Genomic DNA, 18,483 nt, shown 5'->3' on the forward strand with positions numbered 1-18,483 from the left:
AAGAATGAATAAGCAATGAAATTACGCATCAGGCGAATTTCGTTGCGCCAGTTCATCCTCAAGAATTTCCTCGACCCGGGACCTTTCGGGGAATCCTTCCTCGACCCAGCGCGCCTCGACGGCTCGTAATATCCGTGCAACTTCGGGGCCTGCGTCCACACCGCGCGCGACGATCTCTCCACCCTTGAGCGGCAAAGTCGGTATAACCCAGTTATGCAATGAACCGATGTCTGCGCCAGCGATTAATAACCGGTCGATCGCGCATTCCATTCCGACATTGTAAACGAGCGTTCGCGGAACAAGAGCGTCTTGTACACTGCGCTCTGCATTGCATGTCAGCCGAGCGCGCTGTGCGCGTGACAGGCGCAGCCTTGTGCCGACATCGTTGGCGATTGCTGGCAATGCAGGAAGCAGAGCGGACAGGCGGCGCATCGGGTCTGGCTCAATCGATGCAGCGCGCTCACACTCTATCAATTCTTGCAGCGAAGCGCGCTGCCGGGCCTGGGTTTCCGGAAGGATTACTTTCCAAACTCCCAATTTCGCCATCAATTCGACGGTCTGTTCCGGGGCGGGCAAGGACAGCAGCAAAAGCAGCTCTTTCGCCACACGTTCGCGGCTGAGGCCTTTAATGGTTTCGGCTAATTCGCTGCAGGCGTTAACTGCCTGTTGGTCTAGTTCAGACCCAAATCGAGCCTGAAATCGGAAATAGCGGAGGATACGTAGGTGGTCCTCACGAATGCGTTCATAGGCATCGCCGATAAAGCGGACATGGCGGTTGGAAAGATCCTCCAGTCCGCCGAAATAGTCCGAAATGTCCCCGGTTTCGGGATGCGCGTAAAGTGCATTTATGGTGAAGTCTCGTCTGGCGGCGTCGTCGCGCCAATCGTCTGTAAAGGCGATGGTCGCACGGCGTCCGTCGGTCGAGACATCGCGCCTGAGAGTGGTGATTTCAACGGGCCCACCCGATAATAGAGCTGTGATTGTGCCGTGTTCGATACCAGTGGGAACCGAACGGATATTAGCAGCCTCCAAAGCTTTGATGATTTCTTGTGGTTGCAGCACTGTCGCGGCATCTATGTCCGCCACATCAAGCCCGAGCACAGTATCGCGCACCGCGCCGCCGACCCAGCGCATATTTTCTGCACCTATCGCTGCAACCAGTTCAGCCAGATCGGGTCTCTGTGTCCATGGTGCAGCAGGCAGTAAGTCAGCCATCGAGCAACTCCTTCGCATCAATCCTGCGCGACAGATTGAAGATAATCGCGGCGGTCACACCCCAAATCCGAAAGCCTTGATAGTCCATTTCAAGATATTGACGCATCTCGCCGCGCCAGAACGCCTCGTTCTGTGACCAATTGTCGCGATTGAATACATGATCCAGAGGAACTTCAAACCATGACTCGACCTCTCGCGGGTGGGCAACCAGCGGCAAATCGGGCGGGATCACGCCCAGCACTGGTGTTATGTCAAAGCCCGTACCGGTCTTGTATCGGTCGCTGGTGCCGATCAGCCGGACATGCTTACGGCTTAAGGCGAGCTCTTCCTCTGCCTCTCTCAAGGCAGCGGCCACTGCGTCTTCCCCTTCATCCAGCTTGCCACCGGGAAAGGCGACTTGGCCGGGATGGTCGCGCATACTGGTCGGGCGCTGGGTCAAAATGATCCCTGGCTTCGTTCTATCAGTGACTGCGATCAACACGGCGGCTTCGGCTGTGCGTTCGGCATTGGCGAAGCGCCGGTCATCGAGCAGGTCAGCGATGGGCATCCGATGCCCTTGTTCGAATAGGCCGGACAGGCGTCCAAACAATTGGCTCATTGGTGGGTCAACCGGGTAAAAGCGAGTATGTCTCGCTCTGACTGGAAACCTGCCAATCATCACTTTGCGCCAAGGCGATTTCGGCAAGCTGTGTGTAGGTGCTGCGATTTAGCCGCGCTTCAAGTCCGTGTCTGACATGGAGATACAGCGCAGGGGTTTCAGAATTTCCCCTGGCGATCAGACGATGTTCAGCCCCAGCCAGAACAAGCTCATCGGTATTCAGTCTGAATGCAAGTGCACCATCCCTTTGCGCCACATCGACTGCAATAAAGGGTGCGTCCTCAACCTCAATCGATGCCCTCTCATAGGGCGTAACCAGCCAATGCTGTCCGGCATCGTCGCGGGTCAAGAGGCCGGAAAATGCCCGTACCATTGCGCGCCGCTTAATTTCGCCGCCATCGTGGAACCACTTTCCGTCTGCGGCAATCCGCATCAGGCTGTCGCTGGTATTCCGGGGTTTCCAGCTTTCCACTGGAGGCAATCTGCGCTGCGCAACCTGCTCTGCAACTTCGACGAGCGATAATCCGGCAAGTTCGGGAGGAGCATCATAGGGCATTATTTCGCGATGCCAGACTTGGTCAATTTCGCCAAGGGGTGGGAGTCATTGTTTCAATGAAGCAGGCCACGGCCCCAGCATGCCTTCGGCTGGAAGGATTGCGGGGTTCGCGCACCGGACCAACAAACGCGATTGCTCATAAGGGCCGGGGCAGTGCCAATTGGCTGTATGTTCAGCGGTGAAACCAAAAAACCGCCCATAATATTCAGGATCGCCAATCATCATTTGCGGGAGGGAGGCACTTGCATCAATCGCGCCAAGGGCTGCAACCATCAACGCCTTACCGTACCCTTCGTCCTGCTTTTCAGGCAGCACCGCGACAGGCCCAACCATAAACAAGGGATGATTGCGCCCATCCGGATCGGTTAAGGCGATGGGCCATAATTGAATTGTCCCTGCGAGAAAATCTTCTTCGTCAAGCACCGCAAAGCTCAGAGCCTCGAGCCAATCTGTGCCTTCGCGAATACGATAGGCTGTGCGCGCTTGGCGGCCATCGCCGAATGCCCGGTCGAGCAATTGCTCGATCAGCGTATCATCGACGTTGGTCAGGGGGACAATCGTGGCCATAGAACGCGGGCAAATAGGGTGGGTGAGCCGTGCTGTCGATCAATATTGCATTGATGAGGGCATGGCTGGGCTTGGAAGCCGTTCGTCAAACAAAAAGGGCGACCCGCGGGCCGCCCTCCCAGTCGGTTTAAGCGAAAAATTATTCGCCGTCGTTATCGCCCTGCAATCGCTGCCACAAATAAACATATTGCAGTGCAGACAGCTTGGCGCGCTGTTCATTATCGACGCCACCAGAATGGCCGCCAGTCATATCCTCATAATAATAATAAGGTTGGCCCAACTCCTTCATCCGCGCTGCGCCTTTGCGGGCGTGGGCAGGATGTGTGCGGTCATCTGCGGTTGAAGCCCAGAAGAAGGGCGAGGGGAAGTCCACGCCTTCAACAAGTTTCTGATAAGGAGAATACCCCTCAATCCATTCGCGTTGTTCTGGAATGCGCGGGTCGCCATATTCGCCAATCCACGACGCACCTCGGCCGATCTCGTGATAGCGAAGCATATCGAATAGCGGAATTGCGACGATTGCCGCACCGAACAAATCAGGGCGCTGGGTAATCGCGGTGCCAACCAGCAGGCCGCCTTGCGATCCGCCCTGAATGCCCAGATGTTCCGGTGCAGTGAAATCACGCTCGACCAAGTTCTCAGCCACGGCGATGAAATCATCCCAAGTGCGTTGCTTGTTTTCGCGGATGGCAGTTTGATGCCATTCTGGGCCGAATTCGCCGCCGCCGCGCAAATTGGCGAGGACGTAGGCACCGCCATTTTCGACCCACAGTTTGCCGGTTGATCCGAGGTAGGATGGTAGGCGCGAGACCTGAAAGCCTCCGTAACCGGTTAGTAATGTCGGGGTGTTGCTATCTAATTGCATGCCCTTGGGCTTGACGATGAAATAGGGGATTTTGGTGCCGTCGGCTGAAGTCGCTTCGTGTTGTTCGATGCTCATTCCGTCTGCATCAAAGCGAGCAGGGCTGTTCTTGAGCACTTCGGGCTTGCCCCCATCGGAATAGTAAAGCGTCGAAGGGGTGAGAAAGTCAGTAACCGAGAACATAACTTCGTCGGTCTCGCTCGATGATGCCGCAACCCCGACAGTTGCATTATCGGGCAGATCAACTTTGGAAGAATTCCACGCGCCACCCTCGAAATCGAACTTCAGAACCTGACCGCGGACATTGTCGAGTAATCCGACATAAAGGCTGTTCGCAGTTGTGCCGCCCCCTTGTTTGGTTTGTCTGTCACCCGGAGCCCACACCAATGTTTTCGGCGCGCCGTTGGGATCGGCCTTCCATGCTTCAAGATCGGCCGACACCAGCGCATCTGCCGGGAAAGTCTGGCCGCCCGTGGTCCATTCGACATCGGTGCTGAAAAGCATTTGCCCATTCACGATGCCATAGGGTGCCGCCTTGGCTGGTAAGTCCAGCTTCAGCCAATCATTGTCTTTCCAGACATAATAAGCGCGTTCGTGGAAGCTGAGGCCGCGATAGGCCATCCTGCCGTGAACTGTTCCGGCGGCATCGCGCATCAGATAAGCGCCGGAGGAAACATCCTTGGCATCACCGCGGAAAATTTCCTGGGCATCGTCGATTGATGTGCCACGTGACCACAGCCGCGTAGTGAATGGGTAGAAACTCTCAGTCAGTGAATTTTCGCCGAAATCGCGGCTGACCATCAGGGTGTTTTCATCAACCCAGCTGACGCCGCCCTGGCTTTCAGGCAGAGCAAAGCCGTTCTCCACAAACTCGCCAGTTTCCATGTTGAATTCGCGCATAACAGTGGCGTCTTTGCCGCCATCGGACAGCGATATCATGCACATCCGGCCTTCGGGCGGAAGGCAGCTGGAGCCTTTATAAACCCATTCGCGGTCCTCGGCAGCAGCCAACGCGTCAACGTCGAGAATGGTTTCCCATTCTGGATTGTCGGTGCGATAGCTTTCGCGCGTGGTCCGGCGTAGCAAACCCTTGGGGTTTTGCTTGTCTTGCCAGAAATTTACCAATCCGAATTTGGAAAAACCTACGTAAGGAACACGGTCTTCACTATCGAGGATCGCAAGTGCATCGCTCTTCAATTTTTCAAAGAGGGGGTCGGTTGTGAACGCTGCATTGGTCCGTTCATTCTCCGCGCTGACCCAAGCAAGCGCTTCTTCGCTGCGCGCTTCCTCCAGCCAGATATAAGGATCTACCTCAGCCTCGGCGATAGTTTCTGGCACGGGTACTCCTGTTTCATGCGCGGCAAGTGGGGCGCTCAGCCCTGCAAAGGCTAGCGAGGTTGCGATTGCTGTGTGAGAGATCAAAATCTTCATGGTCATCCTCTGTCAGAATTATCCTGCAATCATGGAGAGATAGAGCATAAACGCAAGCGATTTGCGCAGCAAATCGGCAGGCCACCTTACATAATTTTACAAGCCAATTTGTGACATTGGTAAGTTTCCAATCGTTATTGATTGTCTGGCGGGTCGTAGCGCATTTTTAAACAGGAAATATCCAGATATGGTCTATCAAGCCGAGGCTTGTCTTGCGCCCCTAAAGGCTCAGTTGTTTATGGCCGGAGAGCAATGCTCCGCCAATTTGTTGGAGATTTCGCCCGAAACTGCACTTCTGCAATTACACGTAGGCAGTGCCTCATGGTTCGGTATGTTCGTCGCGCTATCTGTTGGTGATCTACCTAGCTGTCCGGCTCATGTCAGGGCTACTGAGGGCAATATGGTCAGGATTGAATTCAAGCCCAGACTTCACCATTCTGTGGTGGCCGCCGTCGAACAAGCACTTGTCGAGGCTTAGGAAACTTTTCATTGATTGCTGTGCGGTCAAGTATTTGGTTCAACGAGCCACGGTTTAAATATGCGTATTGAGGACAAGCACTATGACGCACAGCGGACAATCTCGCAAAGTCGGATATCCTAAAGCCGATCTTATCGTTGGCGACCAGGCAATCTCGATTTCACTGGTCGACGTGACAATATCGAGTGTTTTTGCAATTCTACCTTATGGCGCGGGTGTGTCTGAAGGTGATGTTATTGCGATCACTATGGACGATTTTCCGAGTGCCATCGCGACGATCAAATGGGTGGTTGGTGACCGTGTTGGGCTGGAGTTTCGCAAAGCCATTCACCCAAGCGTTGTCGAGTATATTGCACGTGCGCGAGCTGAGCTGATGGAAAATTGTTTATGAATGGGGATATGAACGGCTTCGGGGCATCCGAACCGCGCTAGGCTCCGACACTCCGTGCGTCCCAAAAAAAAGAGCGACCAATCTGGCCGCCCTTTTGATTTGCCAATTATGGTCGCCGACCGTCGCAATGGACGCCCGCCTGGTTACCCGTCTTCGCCAACAACCTGTTCAGCCAATACGGTCAAGCCGGTGTCGCCCACTTCGGCAAAGCCGCCACGAACCTGAATTTCTTCAGGCGCGCTGCCTTCGGTCTTATAGACCTGAACCGCGCCGTCGCGGATGGTGGACATGAAGGGCGCATGACCCTCTAGCACGCCGAACTCGCCTTCCGTGCCAGGGACAACCACCATGTGGACGTCTTCAGAACGGACCAGCTTGGCCGGTGTTACGAGTTCAAAGTGTAGTGCCATGATTATTAAGCGTCCTCAGCCATCTTCTTGGCTTTAGCGACTGCGTCTTCGATGCCGCCGACCATGTAGAAAGCGTTTTCGGGGAGGTGATCATACTCGCCTTCGACAACCGCTTTGAACGATGCGACCGTATCTTCGAGCTGGACGAAAACGCCCGGGATCGAGGTAAAGACTTCCGCAACGTGGAATGGCTGCGACAGGAACTTCTGGATTTTACGCGCACGGGCAACGGTAAGCTTATCTTCTTCAGACAGCTCGTCCATGCCGAGAATTGCGATAATATCCTGCAAGGATTTATACTTTTGCAGAGTTTCCTGAACCTTGCGGGCGGTTTGATAATGCTCTTCACCCACAACGCGCGGTTCAAGCACGCGGCTGGTGGAATCGAGCGGATCAACCGCTGGATAGATGCCAAGCTCCGAAATCGCGCGGTTCAGCGTGGTCGTTGCATCCAAGTGGGCGAACGATGTTGCCGGCGCAGGGTCGGTAAGGTCATCTGCGGGAACGTAAATGGCCTGAACCGAAGTAATCGAACCCTTGTTGGTCGATGTGATGCGTTCTTGCAGGTTACCCATGTCGGTCGACAACGTTGGCTGATAACCCACAGCTGAAGGAATGCGGCCCAGTAGCGCGGACACTTCTGAACCGGCCTGCGTGAAGCGGAAGATGTTGTCGACAAAGAACAACACGTCCTGACCTTCTTGGTCGCGGAAATATTCTGCCATTGTCAGACCCGACAGAGCGACGCGGGCACGCGCACCAGGAGGCTCGTTCATCTGGCCAAACACCAGCGCAACCTTGGAGCCTTCCGATGTCGCAACACCGTTCGCATCCTTTGCGATAACGCCTGCGTCGAGGAATTCGTGATAAAGGTCGTTACCTTCGCGGGTGCGCTCACCCACACCGGCGAACACGGACACGCCGCCGTGACCCTTAGCAATATTGTTGATCAGTTCCTGAATAAGAACCGTCTTACCAACGCCGGCACCGCCGAACAGGCCGATCTTACCGCCCTTTGCGTAAGGTGCGAGAAGATCGATAACCTTAATGCCAGTAACCAGAATCGCGCTCTCTGTTGATTGGTCGACAAAGGGAGGCGCTTCTGCGTGGATTGGCATTGTCTGGTCGGCACCAATCGGGCCGAGCATGTCGATTGGCGCACCAACGACGTTCATAATCCTGCCGAGCGTTTTCGGGCCAACTGGCACAGAAATCTGCTTGCCAGTGCTGATCACTTCCTGACCGCGGGTAAGGCCTTCGGTCGCATCCATCGCGATGGTGCGAACTGTGTTCTCACCAAGGTGCTGGGCAACTTCCAGAACGAGCGTATTATCGCCATTCTTGGTCTCAAGCGCAGAGAGAATTGCGGGCAGTTCACCAGGAAACGCTACATCGACAACAGCGCCGATGACTTGGCTGATGGAGCCGTTGGTGGATTGATTTAGAACAGGGGCGGTAGCCATTGTGTTCGTCCTTACCTTCTTATCTATCTCGTCATCCCAGCGAAAGCTGGGATCATTATGTTCCGGGTCGTCTTAAGCTGAAAGCAATCCCGGCTTTCGCTGGGATGACGACATGAATTAGAGCGCTTCTGCGCCAGCAATAATTTCGATCAATTCAGTTGTAATCGCAGCCTGACGGGTGCGGTTATACTGAATGGTGAGTTTTTGGATCAGTTCGCCAGCATTGCGCGTGGCGTTGTCCATTGCGGTCATCGATGCGCCTTGTTCGGACGCCATAATTTCCAGCAATGCGCCGAAGATTTGCGTTTTCACATAACGCGGGAGCAATTCTTCGAGGATTTCTTCTTCGCCCGGTTCATATTCCACAACCGCATCGCTATCGAGAGCGATTTCAGGAGCAGGAACAGGGATGATCTGATCGATAGTCGGATCTTGCGCCAGCGCAGATTTGAATGTCGGATAGACCAGATGCGCTATGTCAAACTTACCGGCTTCATACATTTCGACCAACTCTTCCGCAATCTGCGCGGCTTCTTCAAAGCCGGGATAGCGAACAACGCTGGTGTCGAAGTGGGTGCCGATTTGGCTAGGGAAATTGCGCTTCAGCGGCGCACGACCCTTCTTGCCGACGAGGTAGAACTCAACGTCCTTACCTTCCGCCTGCAAAGCACGAGCCTTGATACTGGCAGCACGAACGAGGTTGGCGTTCAAACCGCCGCACAGGCCCTTATCGGTGTTCACAACTACCAAAAGATGGCGTTTGTTCGAACCGGTTCCGGCGAGCAATTTTGGTGCATCGTCACCCGACACCTTGGAGGCGAGGGCGGCCATGACCGCAGCCAAACGTTCGGCATAGGGACGCGCAGCTTCTGCCGCTGCCTGCGCCTTGCGGAGCTTGGCAGCTGCGACCATTTGCTTGGCCTTGGTGATCTTCTGGGTCGATTTAACCGACCCGATCCGATCCTTGAGTGCTTTAAGCGAGGCCATCTCGGCTCCTTAATTCTCTCTCAGGTTCAAGCGAATTGCTTGGCGAAGGCGTCGAGCGCTTTCACGGTTGCGTCTTTGGTGTCGCCTTCGAATTTCTTGCTGGTCCGGATGTCCGCTAGAACGTCAGCGTGTTCGCTGCGCATGAAGCTGAGCATTGCCGCTTCATATTCGTTCACGCGATCAACCGGAATGGCATCGAGGTAACCGGTGGTGCCAGCGAAGATCGACAAAGTCTGCTCTTCGAAAGGCATCGGGCTGAACTGAGCTTGCTTGAGCAATTCAGTCAGGCGGGCACCGCGATTGAGCAGTTTTTGCGTTGAAGCGTCGAGGTCTGAACCGAACTGCGCAAACGCCGCCATTTCGCGGTATTGAGCGAGTTCAAGCTTAATCGAACCGGAAACCTTCTTCATCGCCTTTGTCTGCGCAGCACCGCCAACACGGCTAACCGAAAGACCCACGTTAATCGCTGGGCGGATACCTTGATAGAACAGGTCGGTTTCAAGGAAGATCTGACCGTCGGTGATCGAAATCACGTTGGTTGGAATATACGCTGAAACGTCACCAGCCTGTGTTTCAATGATTGGCAATGCAGTCAGCGAACCGCCGCCATTGTCATCATTCATCTTCGCGGCGCGCTCAAGCAGGCGGCTGTGAAGATAGAAAACGTCACCAGGATAGGCTTCACGGCCCGGAGGACGACGAAGCAACAGCGACATTTGGCGGTAAGCAACAGCTTGTTTGGAAAGATCGTCATATACGATAACCGCGTGCATACCATTGTCGCGGAAATATTCGCCCATCGCGCAGCCGGTGTATGGTGCGAGATATTGTAGCGGAGCAGGCTCGGAAGCGGTTGCGGCAACCACGATGGAATATTCCATCGCGCCGTTTTCTTCCAAAGTCTTCACGATCTGGGCGACGGTCGAACGCTTTTGGCCGACCGCAACATAGATACAGTAAAGCTTGTCTTTTTCGTTGTCGCCTTTGTGCGCGTCCTTCTGATTGATGAAGGTGTCGATTGCGACAGCCGATTTACCGGTTTGACGGTCACCAATGATCAGTTCGCGCTGGCCGCGGCCAACTGGTACGAGAGCATCGATGGCCTTGAGGCCGGATTGCACAGGCTCATCAACCGATTTACGCGGGATGATGCCAGGCGCCTTAACTTCCACGCGGCTACGCTCGGTCGATTCGATCGGACCTTTACCGTCAATCGGGTTGCCTAACGCGTCAACTACGCGGCCGAGGAGACCCTTGCCGATAGGAACGTCAACAATCGTGTTGGTCCGCTTTACGCTGTCACCTTCTTTAATCTCGGCATCGGAGCCGAAGATCACGACGCCTACATTGTCGGCTTCAAGGTTGAGAGCCATGCCCTGAACGCCATTAGCAAATGCGACCATTTCACCGGCCTGAACTTTGTCGAGGCCGTGAATACGAGCAATACCATCACCCACCGATAGAACGGTGCCAACTTCGCTTACTTCGGCTTCAGTGCCGAAATTTGCGATTTGGTCTTTGATGACCTTGCTGATTTCTGCTGCGCGGATTTCCATGATCTAATAAGCCTTTTCCAACGGCGAAAAGCCGTCAGCCCTTCATAGCCTGGGCAAGTGAGTTGAGACGTGTGCGGATCGAGCCGTCAATACGCTTCGATCCAATTGTAACGACGAGGCCGCCCAGAAGATCCGGGTCGACTTGCGTCTGAATTTTGACAGTGCGGCCTTCGCGGGCGGTCAGCTTGTCCTTCAAGGTGGAAAGCTGCGCTTCCGATAATGCGTGCGCGCTGGTGACATCGGCGGTCACTTCGCCGCGCTGCGCTGCAGAAATGGTGCGGAAGGCTCGGATCATGCCAGGCAAATCACCGAGTCGGCGATTGCCGGCAAGCACGCCGAGGAAATTCTGTGTAAGGCCGGAAACCTTAAGCTTCTTGCCAACCGAAGCGATTGCGTCGGCCGCTTGGTTGCGGCTGACCTTCGGATTGGAAATCAGATTTTGCAGATCGGTCGATTCGGTCAAAGCTGCATCCAGCTTTTCCAGATCTGATTCGACTGCGATTACGCCGTTTTTCGTCGATCCAGCCTCTGAAGCCAAATCAAACAAAGCAGACGCATAACGGCCTGCTAGGCTAGCTTGTATACCGGCGGAAATATCCACGCGTTTTAGGTCCTCTTGGGTCCGGAAGATTAAATTGCATCGGCTCAAACAAAGAAGGCGCGAAAAACGCACCTCTCGCTTGGGTGGCGCGCCCCTATCATCGGGGTTGGATTCATGCAAGCCGAGTCTTGTGATTTTTGCCTTGAAAGGCAGAACCTCACACTCTTGAGGCCAACACAATTTTGCGTCATATAGGTTTTAAGTGGCCACTTAGAGCTGCCTAAGGAGAGAAACGATGCAATCCACCGTGAAACCGGCCCTGCAACTTAGTCCGATGTCACCCAATTGCGGGGTTGAAATCAGCGGCATTCAGCTTGCTGAGGCGGACGGCGGGGCGCTCGATGCAATCCGTAATGCAATTTATACGCACGGAGTTGCAGTTTTTCGCGATCAGGAATTTTCGCCCGAGCAGCACATCGCCTTTGGCAAACGCTGGGGCGGCATCGATGTGAACCAATATTTCCCGCTGGAGCAGACCTATCCGGAGATAGCGATTGTCCGCAAAGCTGCGGATCAAGAAACCAACATTGGCGGCGCATGGCATACTGATCATTCTTACGACCAGATCCCTGCGATGGGCTCTGTGCTGGTTGCGCGAACTTTGCCACCCAAGGGCGGGGACACGCATTTCAAACATATGGGCGTTGCTTACGATTCGCTTTCGCAGGAATTGAAAGATGAAGTCGAGGGGCTTGAGGCGTTCCATACCGCCGACCATGTTTACAAAGAAGACGGTCTTTATGCCCAATCCGATATGGGGAAAGATTTGCGTGGACAGGACCAGAGAACGGGGGCGGTCCATCCAATTGTCATCCGCCATCCGCATACTGGGCGGAAACTGCTTTACGTAAACAGCGCTTTCACCATCAATATCGTCGGACGCACGCGGGAGGAAAGCCTGCCGCTACTCAACCGGCTGTATGATGCGGCAATGACTGCCGACAATGAATGCAAAGTGGTGTGGGCACCAGGTACGGTCGCGATTTGGGATAATCGGGTGACGTGGCACAATGCGATGAATGACTACAAAGGCTACGCCCGCGAAATGCACCGGATTACGCTGAGCGGGGATGCGTTGGCGGCTTAGGTTAGAATCAGGAGTTCAATCCCTCACTGCACAGCTATAAACCAGCCGCTCGTTAGGTGCGTCGGGAAGTAATGCTATGACTGCGCCCTGCATGTCGCCCAGCTTCGATGCTGCGCCGTCAGTATCGCATTTCGGCGGTGTGTATTTGCCGCGGGCCTCGCGTGTCGTAGACATCGCATTGCGGCTGAGCAGATAACGGTCGGTTCGGAAGGTCTTGGTGTCGGGGTTATAGAGATTGACCGATACGGCATCTTCTTGGTTTGGCACGAATACCCGCGACCATGAGCCGGCATTGAAACCATATTGCGTGCGAGTGTTCACGCATCCATCCTCTGCCCAGTCAAATTCGACCGTGCCATCGGGCGTTCCTGTGATCCGGCTCCGATCGGCTTGTAGTGTACACACCAGAGTGCCTGAATTTGAGGAGGTGATGCTACCAGGCGTGGTGGCGGTTATGTCTTCCGCATCCGCCATCGCTGCGTTTACCTTGCGGTCGATCGCGTCGATACCGGGACGAGTAAACCACATCGCAAGCGAGCCAACCAGCGCCAAGACAGAGAGTGAGCCTGCGATTATTAGTTTACGCTCTCGCGCTGTAACATCGTTTGCGGCACCGGTTTTCGCTTGCCAAGCAATCGTGCCAGCACCAGCTGCAAGCAATAGCAAGACCGCCGCAATCGCCATTGCATTCTCGCGATCTTCCTGAACTTCCATTTCTGCTTCGAGCTGCATCCTGTCGCGTTTGATCCGTTGTGCTTCAGTTCGTTCTGCCATTTCAGCGCGAACTGACGCCTGTTCGCGCTCAATGCGTTCGCGTTCGGCATCGTCCAGATCGTTTAGGCTACGGCATGGCTCCGCACTAATTCGTGCCGGAACACCGTTGGCTTTCAAAAAGGGGATCAATTCCTTGGTCGACACAGCAAAGAAAAACTCGGCGTCGGAATTACCCGAATCCGCACCAAAACTGTTGACGCCCAGCACGCGGCCACACCCGTCAAGCAGTGGTCCGCCGGAATTCCCACGTGCGATTGGCGCTGTATGCAAGATTGTGTCGAACTGTCGGCTTGGTCGCCTGCCGGACAAGAATCCGCGGCTTTTTACGGGCGGTTGTGATCTGAATATGTCTTCAATATCGAGGCCCTGCGCGCGATCTACATTCATCGGATAACCGACCGAAGTTACCTCCGCACTGTCGCTGGCCGTATCGCCAGATATGGTCAGCGGCGGCAGTCTCAGGGGCCCGGTAACCTCTAGTAAGGCGAGATCTTTCTTGGTGTTGATCGACACGATCCGCGCAAAGGCAGTCTCGTCGCCTTCAGAAGGAACGATGGCAATTTGCAACGTGTCATCGACTACCGCATCGCGAATTACATGGGCATTGGTGACAATTCGCGTTGAGGTAACGGCAAAGCCGGTTCCGTGACTGACCGGGAAAACCGCCGTCCCGTCAGTCCCGATAATTACCACACGCACCACACCGCGCGCCGCTGCGTTAACGTCGGCGGGGTCGGCTATCACTTGCGTGGGAAAGGCAAGCCCGGCCAAGGCAGCGAACAGGATGATGAACCGTAGCATTGGATTGTATCTACGCGCGCGACGACATTGACCGCAAGCTTCGGGATGCGACTGCCATAGGTTTTCCGTAGCTTTTCTCACGATGTTTGGCGTGGCATAGGATGTATTTATGGGAAATGAGCAGCTCGACGATAACAGACGTTGGCAAATTGCGCTGGCCAAGGACCGCGCATTTGATGGGGTGTTCGTGACCGGCGTCCATTCAACCGGCATCTATTGCCGCCCCAGCTGCCCTGCGCGTGCACCGAAGCGCGAGAATGTGCGTTTTTATGCAACTTGTGCCGATGCAGAGGCGGCTGGGTTGCGGGCCTGCAAACGCTGCACCCCGCAATCCATCGCGCCGGATGAGCAAGCGGTGCTGCGCTGTCTTGAGCTTTTGCAGTCAAGCGAAGCGGTGGTTCCACTTGAAAAGCTGGGAAATGTCACCGGCTATTCACCCACGCATTTGCAGCGCGTGTTCAAGCGGTCGGTCGGTATGTCGCCCGCCGCCTATCACCGCGCCTTACGGCGTGAGAAAGCGGGCAATGCGCTAAGCGATGGTGCTAGCGTGACAGGCGCGGTTTACGATGCAGGCTATTCTACCCCGTCGAGATTTTACGATGAGATTAAGGACCGTTTAGGAATGAGTGCATCTGCATGGCGCGATGGTGGCCGTGATATTTTGATCCGCTACGCGATTACCGAAACGACGTTTGGCCCGATGTTGGTTGCGGCAACGAACAAAGGCGTTTGCCGTCTGTCATTTTCAGAAACACGCACTGAACTGGTGCGGCGCTTCCCCAATGCCGAGTTGGCCGAGGGCGGGGCAGAATTCGAAGCTCTGCTGCAAGACGTTATCGCGGCGGTGGAGCAACCCGGCGACGCGCAGCATATTCCGCTCGATGTTAAAGGCACCGCATTTCAAGAGGCGGTTTGGCAGCAATTGCGCAAGATCCCTGCGGGTGAAACGCGCTCCTATGCCCAAATCGCCGCCGCTGCAGGCAACCCCAAGGCGATGCGTGCGGCGGGTTCTGCCAATGGCGCAAATTGCGTCGCAGTCTTGATCCCTTGCCACCGTGTGGTCCGGTCCGATGGCGCCATTGGTGGCTATGCCTACGGCGCTGAGATAAAGCGCGAATTGCTGAAGCGGGAAGAGCAGTGCCAAAGCGGGGCAACCGATTTGCTTGCGGATTGACTTGCAACCGCAAAAGGTCTTGTTGCCTCACCAATAAGAGGGGGAATTATGACCGATACGCCGATTTCAGCATCCGACCTGCCGACATGGCGTAAAGTGGTAGCATTTCCGCTGGTATCGCTGGCGATTGGTTTGGGTTCTGCTGTGGCCACGATTTGGGCGCTGTCACTGCTGTTGAATCAGATTACCAATTGGCAATATGGCGATAGTGCATGGATGGCTCTTGGCGCGGTATTGTCGGTGCTCGCTATATTCCTTTTATCAAAATTCTTGCTCCGTTACTTGGGTGACATGCCGCGAGATGATTTGCCGTTAAGCGGGTCGGTGAAAGATGTATTCTACGGATTTCTCGGCGGCGGCTGGCTGATCACAATGTGCGTCGGCGTAGCTTTCATTCTAGGATCTTATAGCATTTTAGGATGGGGCACTTCGGAAAGCGCCGCGCTCATCTGGCTCCAAGCCGGATTGTTCGCAGGTTTTGTCGAAGAGGTAATTATCCGCGGGGTACTCTTCCGTTTCCTTGAGGAATTCGCGGGCAGCTGGGCAGCGCTTGCTATCTCTGCATTGGTCTTCGGATTTCTCCACGCAGGCAATGAAAATGCGACAGTATTCTCGTCCATTGCGATCAGTATCGAGGCAGGCATACTTCTTGGTGCGGCCTATATGTACACGCGCAATTTGTGGTTGGCGATCGGCATCCATGCCGGCTGGAACGTGGTGCAAGGGTATTTCTGGGATGTTCCAGTTTCGGGAGTTCAAGTCGACGGTCTGGTTGAAGCGGAATTGAGCGGACCTGTTTTGCTTTCCGGCGGTTCTTTCGGCCTAGAAGCATCAATAATCGCGCTTATAATCGCGACCTCAGCAGGGCTGTGGTTATTGCGTGAGGCAGTCCGTAGGGGCAATACGGTCAAGCCTTGGTGGACCCGAAAGCGTTTGCACGAGAAGCTGGAAGCTCCAGAAGCTAAGCGCGTCCCAGCGAAGGCTGGGTCCTAATGAGATTTCGTGAGTTAATCGGCTAACCTTCCAGCTTTCGCTGATCCTCATTGATCTTGATATCTGGCCCAGCCTTTTTTGGCTGGCTCCAAGGTCTCAAGAAACCTGTCCGCGCTTTCAATATAGTCGGCTTGCCTCTCTTCGCCCATCCGGTCCCAATTGGAATAGATTCTGCCGATCCGATGGTTGCTTTCCAGCGTGTCGCGGTGCCGGTCCATAAAGTGCCAATATAGGGCGTTGAACGGGCATGCGCCTTCGCCGGTTTTGGTGCTGGCTGAATATTTGCAGCCCTTGCAATAATCGCTCATTTTGTTGATGTAATTTGCGCTGGCAGCATAGGGTTTTGAAGCGAGTTTTCCGCCATCGGCATAAAGCGCCATTGCGGCGACATTGGGCAATTCAACCCATTCAAAGGCATCAGCATAAACGACCAGAAACCAATCCTGGACATCGCGGGGATTAATACCCGCTAGCAGCGCAAAATTTCCGAGCAGCATCAGCCGTTGGATATGATGAGAATGAGCGTTTTGCTTAGTCGACCGGATTGCGTCGGCCATGCAACGCATATCGGTTTTGCCAGTCCAATAGAAATCGGGCAGCGCGCGCTGAGCATTCAGCGCGTTTGTGCTCTCCAGGTCGGGCATGTGAAACCAATAGAAGCCACGCACATATTCGCGCCAGCCAATAATCTGCCTGATAAATCCCTCAACCGAATTGAGCGGAGCATTACCCTCGCGATATTCGCGTTCTGCGCGCTGGCATAATTCCATCGGGTCAAGCAACCCGAGGTTGATCGAAGTGCTGAGCATTGAATGGAACAAGTCATCCTGCCCGTGAACCATTGCATCCTGATATGCGCCGAATTCGGGCAGGCGCTCGTTAAAGAACGCTTCGGCTGCCGTCTCGGCCTGGGCAGCTGTGACGGGCCATTTGAGAGTGTCCAAATCACCGAAATGATCAGCGAATTTGTCCTCCACCAATGCGATTACTTCTGCGGTAATCTCGTCCGGCTCAGACCTGGGACGCGGAGGTGCTTTAAGCCCGTCCTTCGGCGGCTTGCGATTTTCCTTATCGTAATTCCATTGGCCGCCAGCCGGTTTACCGTCATCCATTAGCAGACCGGTTTGCTTGCGCATTTCCTGATAAAAATTCTCCATGCGCAATGTCTTGCGCCCCTCCGCCCAATCGCGAAATTGGCCAATTGAACAGATAAAGCGGTCATCAGGCAGAACTCTGACCTCGCAAGCGAATTTGTCTTGCCATTGGTCGATCGCCTGCTGGACGCGCCATTCGCTGGCTTCGGTAATGTGGATTGCCGAAGGGTCATGCCGCTCTACAGCTCGGGCGACTTCACCAGTGAAGCTGTGTGCGTTCTCTTCGTCGGTCAAAAATGTGTAATCAACCGTCCACCCGGCATCGCGAAGATCCACTGCAAAATGGCGCATCGCGGAGAAGATGAGCGCGATTTTCTGCTTGTGATGTTTGACATAGGTTGCCTCGTCCCAGACCTCCATCATCAAGATCACGGATTCGTCTTTGCTGCGCCCCTTGAGCGAAGCCAACGAGCGGGTCAGTTGATCGCCCAATATCGGGATTAGGATAGGTTTGGACATAAGCGGTAAACGCATGGCAACCGGATTGGTGCCATGCGTTGCCCTTACTGTTGGTATTGAGACAATCCCGCGAGGAAGCGCACCTTAAATTCTTTCAATATCGAGCAGGCTTACCTTCACGCAGGCAACAGTCAGCGCGCTATACCTCTGGTTTCCTCGCCTGTTTCTGCAGCAGCATTTGCTGCCACAGGCAATTCGACAGGTTAGCCCGCACCAAAACAGCCAGTGAGGCCCAAACACAGGTTGCTGTCCAACTTGCTTAGGTAAGGTTCGGCGGTGTGCCCGGTTCGGCTTTTTCCCAAGCGCGTTGATAGGCTTCGCGTGCGCCGATCCGCTGAAGATACGCAGCAGTGTTTGGGTATTCATCCAAAGTGCCTTCGCGGAACATACGTGCTGTGGTGAGGCAATAGACCATCATAATGTCGGCCAGGGTTAGCTGCGAACCGCCGAAAAATTCGGCTTCGCCCAAACGTGCCTCGACCATTTGCCACGCTTTGGAAGTGCGTTCTGCGACGAAGCCGGCCGGCATCGGATTTTTCGCATCTGCCATCGACAGCATCAGTTGCATCATGCCATTGGTCATGAACGTGCCGTTGGTAAAATGGAGCCAGAAAAGATGGTCCGCAAAATCGGCATGATCGGGGGTTAAAGAGAGTTTGCCGCCGCCATATTTCCGGTCGATATATTCGCAGATCGCGCCGCTTTCACCCAGCACGAGATCGCCATCCTGAATAACTGGCGCGATGCCCATGGGGTGCAGAGCCTTATATTCATCAGGCGCAAGCCGGTTGTCCTCGCGGCGATTATACCGCTTGTAATCATATTCGATGCCCAGTTCTTCGCACAACCAGACGATGCGCTCGGATTGGGAAATACCAAGATGGTGGACTGTCAGCATGTCTGTGCTCCTGTTCGGGTGCCTGAAT

17 protein-coding genes are annotated in these 18,483 nt (G+C 54.7%); 4 read left to right on the forward strand and 13 right to left on the reverse strand.

Translation table 11 applies throughout. From position 1 onward, the window contains the following. Positions 1-21 precede the first annotated feature (21 nt). The 5 genes from GRI36_RS06425 to GRI36_RS06445 form a co-directional block, all read right to left on the reverse strand. Complete coding sequence (locus GRI36_RS06425) at positions 22-1,215, reverse strand: CCA tRNA nucleotidyltransferase (RefSeq protein ID WP_160597706.1); 1,194 nt, start codon at positions 1,213-1,215, stop codon at positions 22-24. Beyond that, on the reverse strand, positions 1,208-1,813 hold the full coding sequence (locus GRI36_RS06430) for a CoA pyrophosphatase (protein WP_160597707.1): 606 nt from the start codon (positions 1,811-1,813) through the stop codon (positions 1,208-1,210). The genes GRI36_RS06425 and GRI36_RS06430 overlap by 8 nt, the downstream gene beginning before the upstream one ends. A 7-nt stretch (positions 1,814-1,820) precedes the next feature. Beyond that, a complete protein-coding gene (locus tag GRI36_RS06435; RefSeq protein ID WP_160597708.1) occupies positions 1,821-2,369 on the reverse strand; it encodes a DUF1285 domain-containing protein in 549 nt (182 codons plus the stop codon). A gap of 45 nt (positions 2,370-2,414) precedes the next feature. After that, a complete protein-coding gene (locus GRI36_RS06440; protein ID WP_160597709.1) occupies positions 2,415-2,936 on the reverse strand; it encodes a GNAT family N-acetyltransferase in 522 nt (173 codons plus the stop codon). 139 nt (positions 2,937-3,075) lie between these two features. Next, a complete protein-coding gene (locus tag GRI36_RS06445; protein ID WP_160597710.1) occupies positions 3,076-5,229 on the reverse strand; it encodes a prolyl oligopeptidase family serine peptidase in 2,154 nt (717 codons plus the stop codon). Between the two features lie 560 nt (positions 5,230-5,789). Between GRI36_RS06445 and GRI36_RS06450 the strand changes: the two genes are divergently transcribed. Then, a complete protein-coding gene (locus GRI36_RS06450; RefSeq protein WP_160597711.1) occupies positions 5,790-6,098 on the forward strand; it encodes a hypothetical protein in 309 nt (102 codons plus the stop codon). A 143-nt stretch (positions 6,099-6,241) separates the two neighbouring features. Here the strand turns inward: GRI36_RS06450 and GRI36_RS06455 are convergent, their stop codons facing one another. From GRI36_RS06455 to GRI36_RS06475, 5 genes are all read right to left on the reverse strand, one after another. Next, positions 6,242-6,508, reverse strand: a complete 267-nt coding sequence (locus GRI36_RS06455) for an ATP synthase F1 subunit epsilon (RefSeq protein ID WP_160597712.1) — start codon at positions 6,506-6,508, stop codon at positions 6,242-6,244. A 5-nt stretch (positions 6,509-6,513) separates the two neighbouring features. Then, a complete protein-coding gene (atpD, locus tag GRI36_RS06460) occupies positions 6,514-7,971 on the reverse strand; it encodes a F0F1 ATP synthase subunit beta (protein ID WP_160597713.1) in 1,458 nt (485 codons plus the stop codon). A 117-nt stretch (positions 7,972-8,088) separates the two neighbouring features. Then, on the reverse strand, positions 8,089-8,958 hold the full coding sequence (locus GRI36_RS06465; RefSeq protein WP_160597714.1) for a F0F1 ATP synthase subunit gamma: 870 nt from the start codon (positions 8,956-8,958) through the stop codon (positions 8,089-8,091). A gap of 26 nt (positions 8,959-8,984) precedes the next feature. Continuing rightward, positions 8,985-10,514: a F0F1 ATP synthase subunit alpha gene (gene atpA, locus GRI36_RS06470; protein ID WP_160597715.1), complete on the reverse strand. Its 1,530-nt coding sequence runs from the start codon at positions 10,512-10,514 to the stop codon at positions 8,985-8,987. A gap of 34 nt (positions 10,515-10,548) precedes the next feature. Next, complete coding sequence (locus GRI36_RS06475) at positions 10,549-11,115, reverse strand: F0F1 ATP synthase subunit delta (protein ID WP_160597716.1); 567 nt, start codon at positions 11,113-11,115, stop codon at positions 10,549-10,551. Between the two features lie 235 nt (positions 11,116-11,350). On the opposite strand from GRI36_RS06475, the gene GRI36_RS06480 reads away from it, so the two are divergent. Beyond that, positions 11,351-12,202, forward strand: a complete 852-nt coding sequence (locus GRI36_RS06480) for a TauD/TfdA dioxygenase family protein (protein ID WP_235902182.1) — start codon at positions 11,351-11,353, stop codon at positions 12,200-12,202. Positions 12,203-12,217: 15 nt separating this feature from the next. Here GRI36_RS06480 and GRI36_RS06485 read toward each other — a convergent pair whose 3' ends face one another. Continuing rightward, entirely contained in the window at positions 12,218-13,777 is a 1,560-nt protein-coding gene (locus tag GRI36_RS06485; RefSeq protein WP_160597717.1) for a trypsin-like peptidase domain-containing protein, read from the reverse strand. A 109-nt stretch (positions 13,778-13,886) separates the two neighbouring features. Here GRI36_RS06485 and ada point away from each other — a divergent pair, with 109 nt between their 5' ends. Together ada and GRI36_RS06495 are read left to right on the forward strand one after the other, a co-directional pair. Then, positions 13,887-14,951, forward strand: coding sequence for a bifunctional DNA-binding transcriptional regulator/O6-methylguanine-DNA methyltransferase Ada (gene ada / locus GRI36_RS06490; protein WP_160597718.1), 1,065 nt, complete (start codon positions 13,887-13,889; stop codon positions 14,949-14,951). Between the two features lie 48 nt (positions 14,952-14,999). After that, entirely contained in the window at positions 15,000-15,944 is a 945-nt protein-coding gene (locus GRI36_RS06495; protein ID WP_160597719.1) for a CPBP family intramembrane glutamic endopeptidase, read from the forward strand. A 47-nt stretch (positions 15,945-15,991) separates the two neighbouring features. Here the strand turns inward: GRI36_RS06495 and GRI36_RS06500 are convergent, their stop codons facing one another. Both GRI36_RS06500 and GRI36_RS06505 read right to left on the reverse strand, forming a co-directional pair. Continuing rightward, the gene (locus GRI36_RS06500; protein WP_160597720.1) at positions 15,992-17,557 is read right to left on the reverse strand and encodes a cryptochrome/photolyase family protein; all 1,566 of its coding nucleotides are present in this window, start codon (positions 17,555-17,557) and stop codon (positions 15,992-15,994) included. Between the two features lie 259 nt (positions 17,558-17,816). Then, on the reverse strand, positions 17,817-18,455 hold the full coding sequence (locus GRI36_RS06505) for a glutathione S-transferase family protein (RefSeq protein WP_160597721.1): 639 nt from the start codon (positions 18,453-18,455) through the stop codon (positions 17,817-17,819). Between the last annotated feature and the right edge of the window lie 28 nt (positions 18,456-18,483).

It is taken from the genome of Pontixanthobacter gangjinensis (assembly GCF_009827545.1).
Taxonomy (GTDB): Bacteria; Pseudomonadota; Alphaproteobacteria; order Sphingomonadales; family Sphingomonadaceae; genus Pontixanthobacter; species Pontixanthobacter gangjinensis.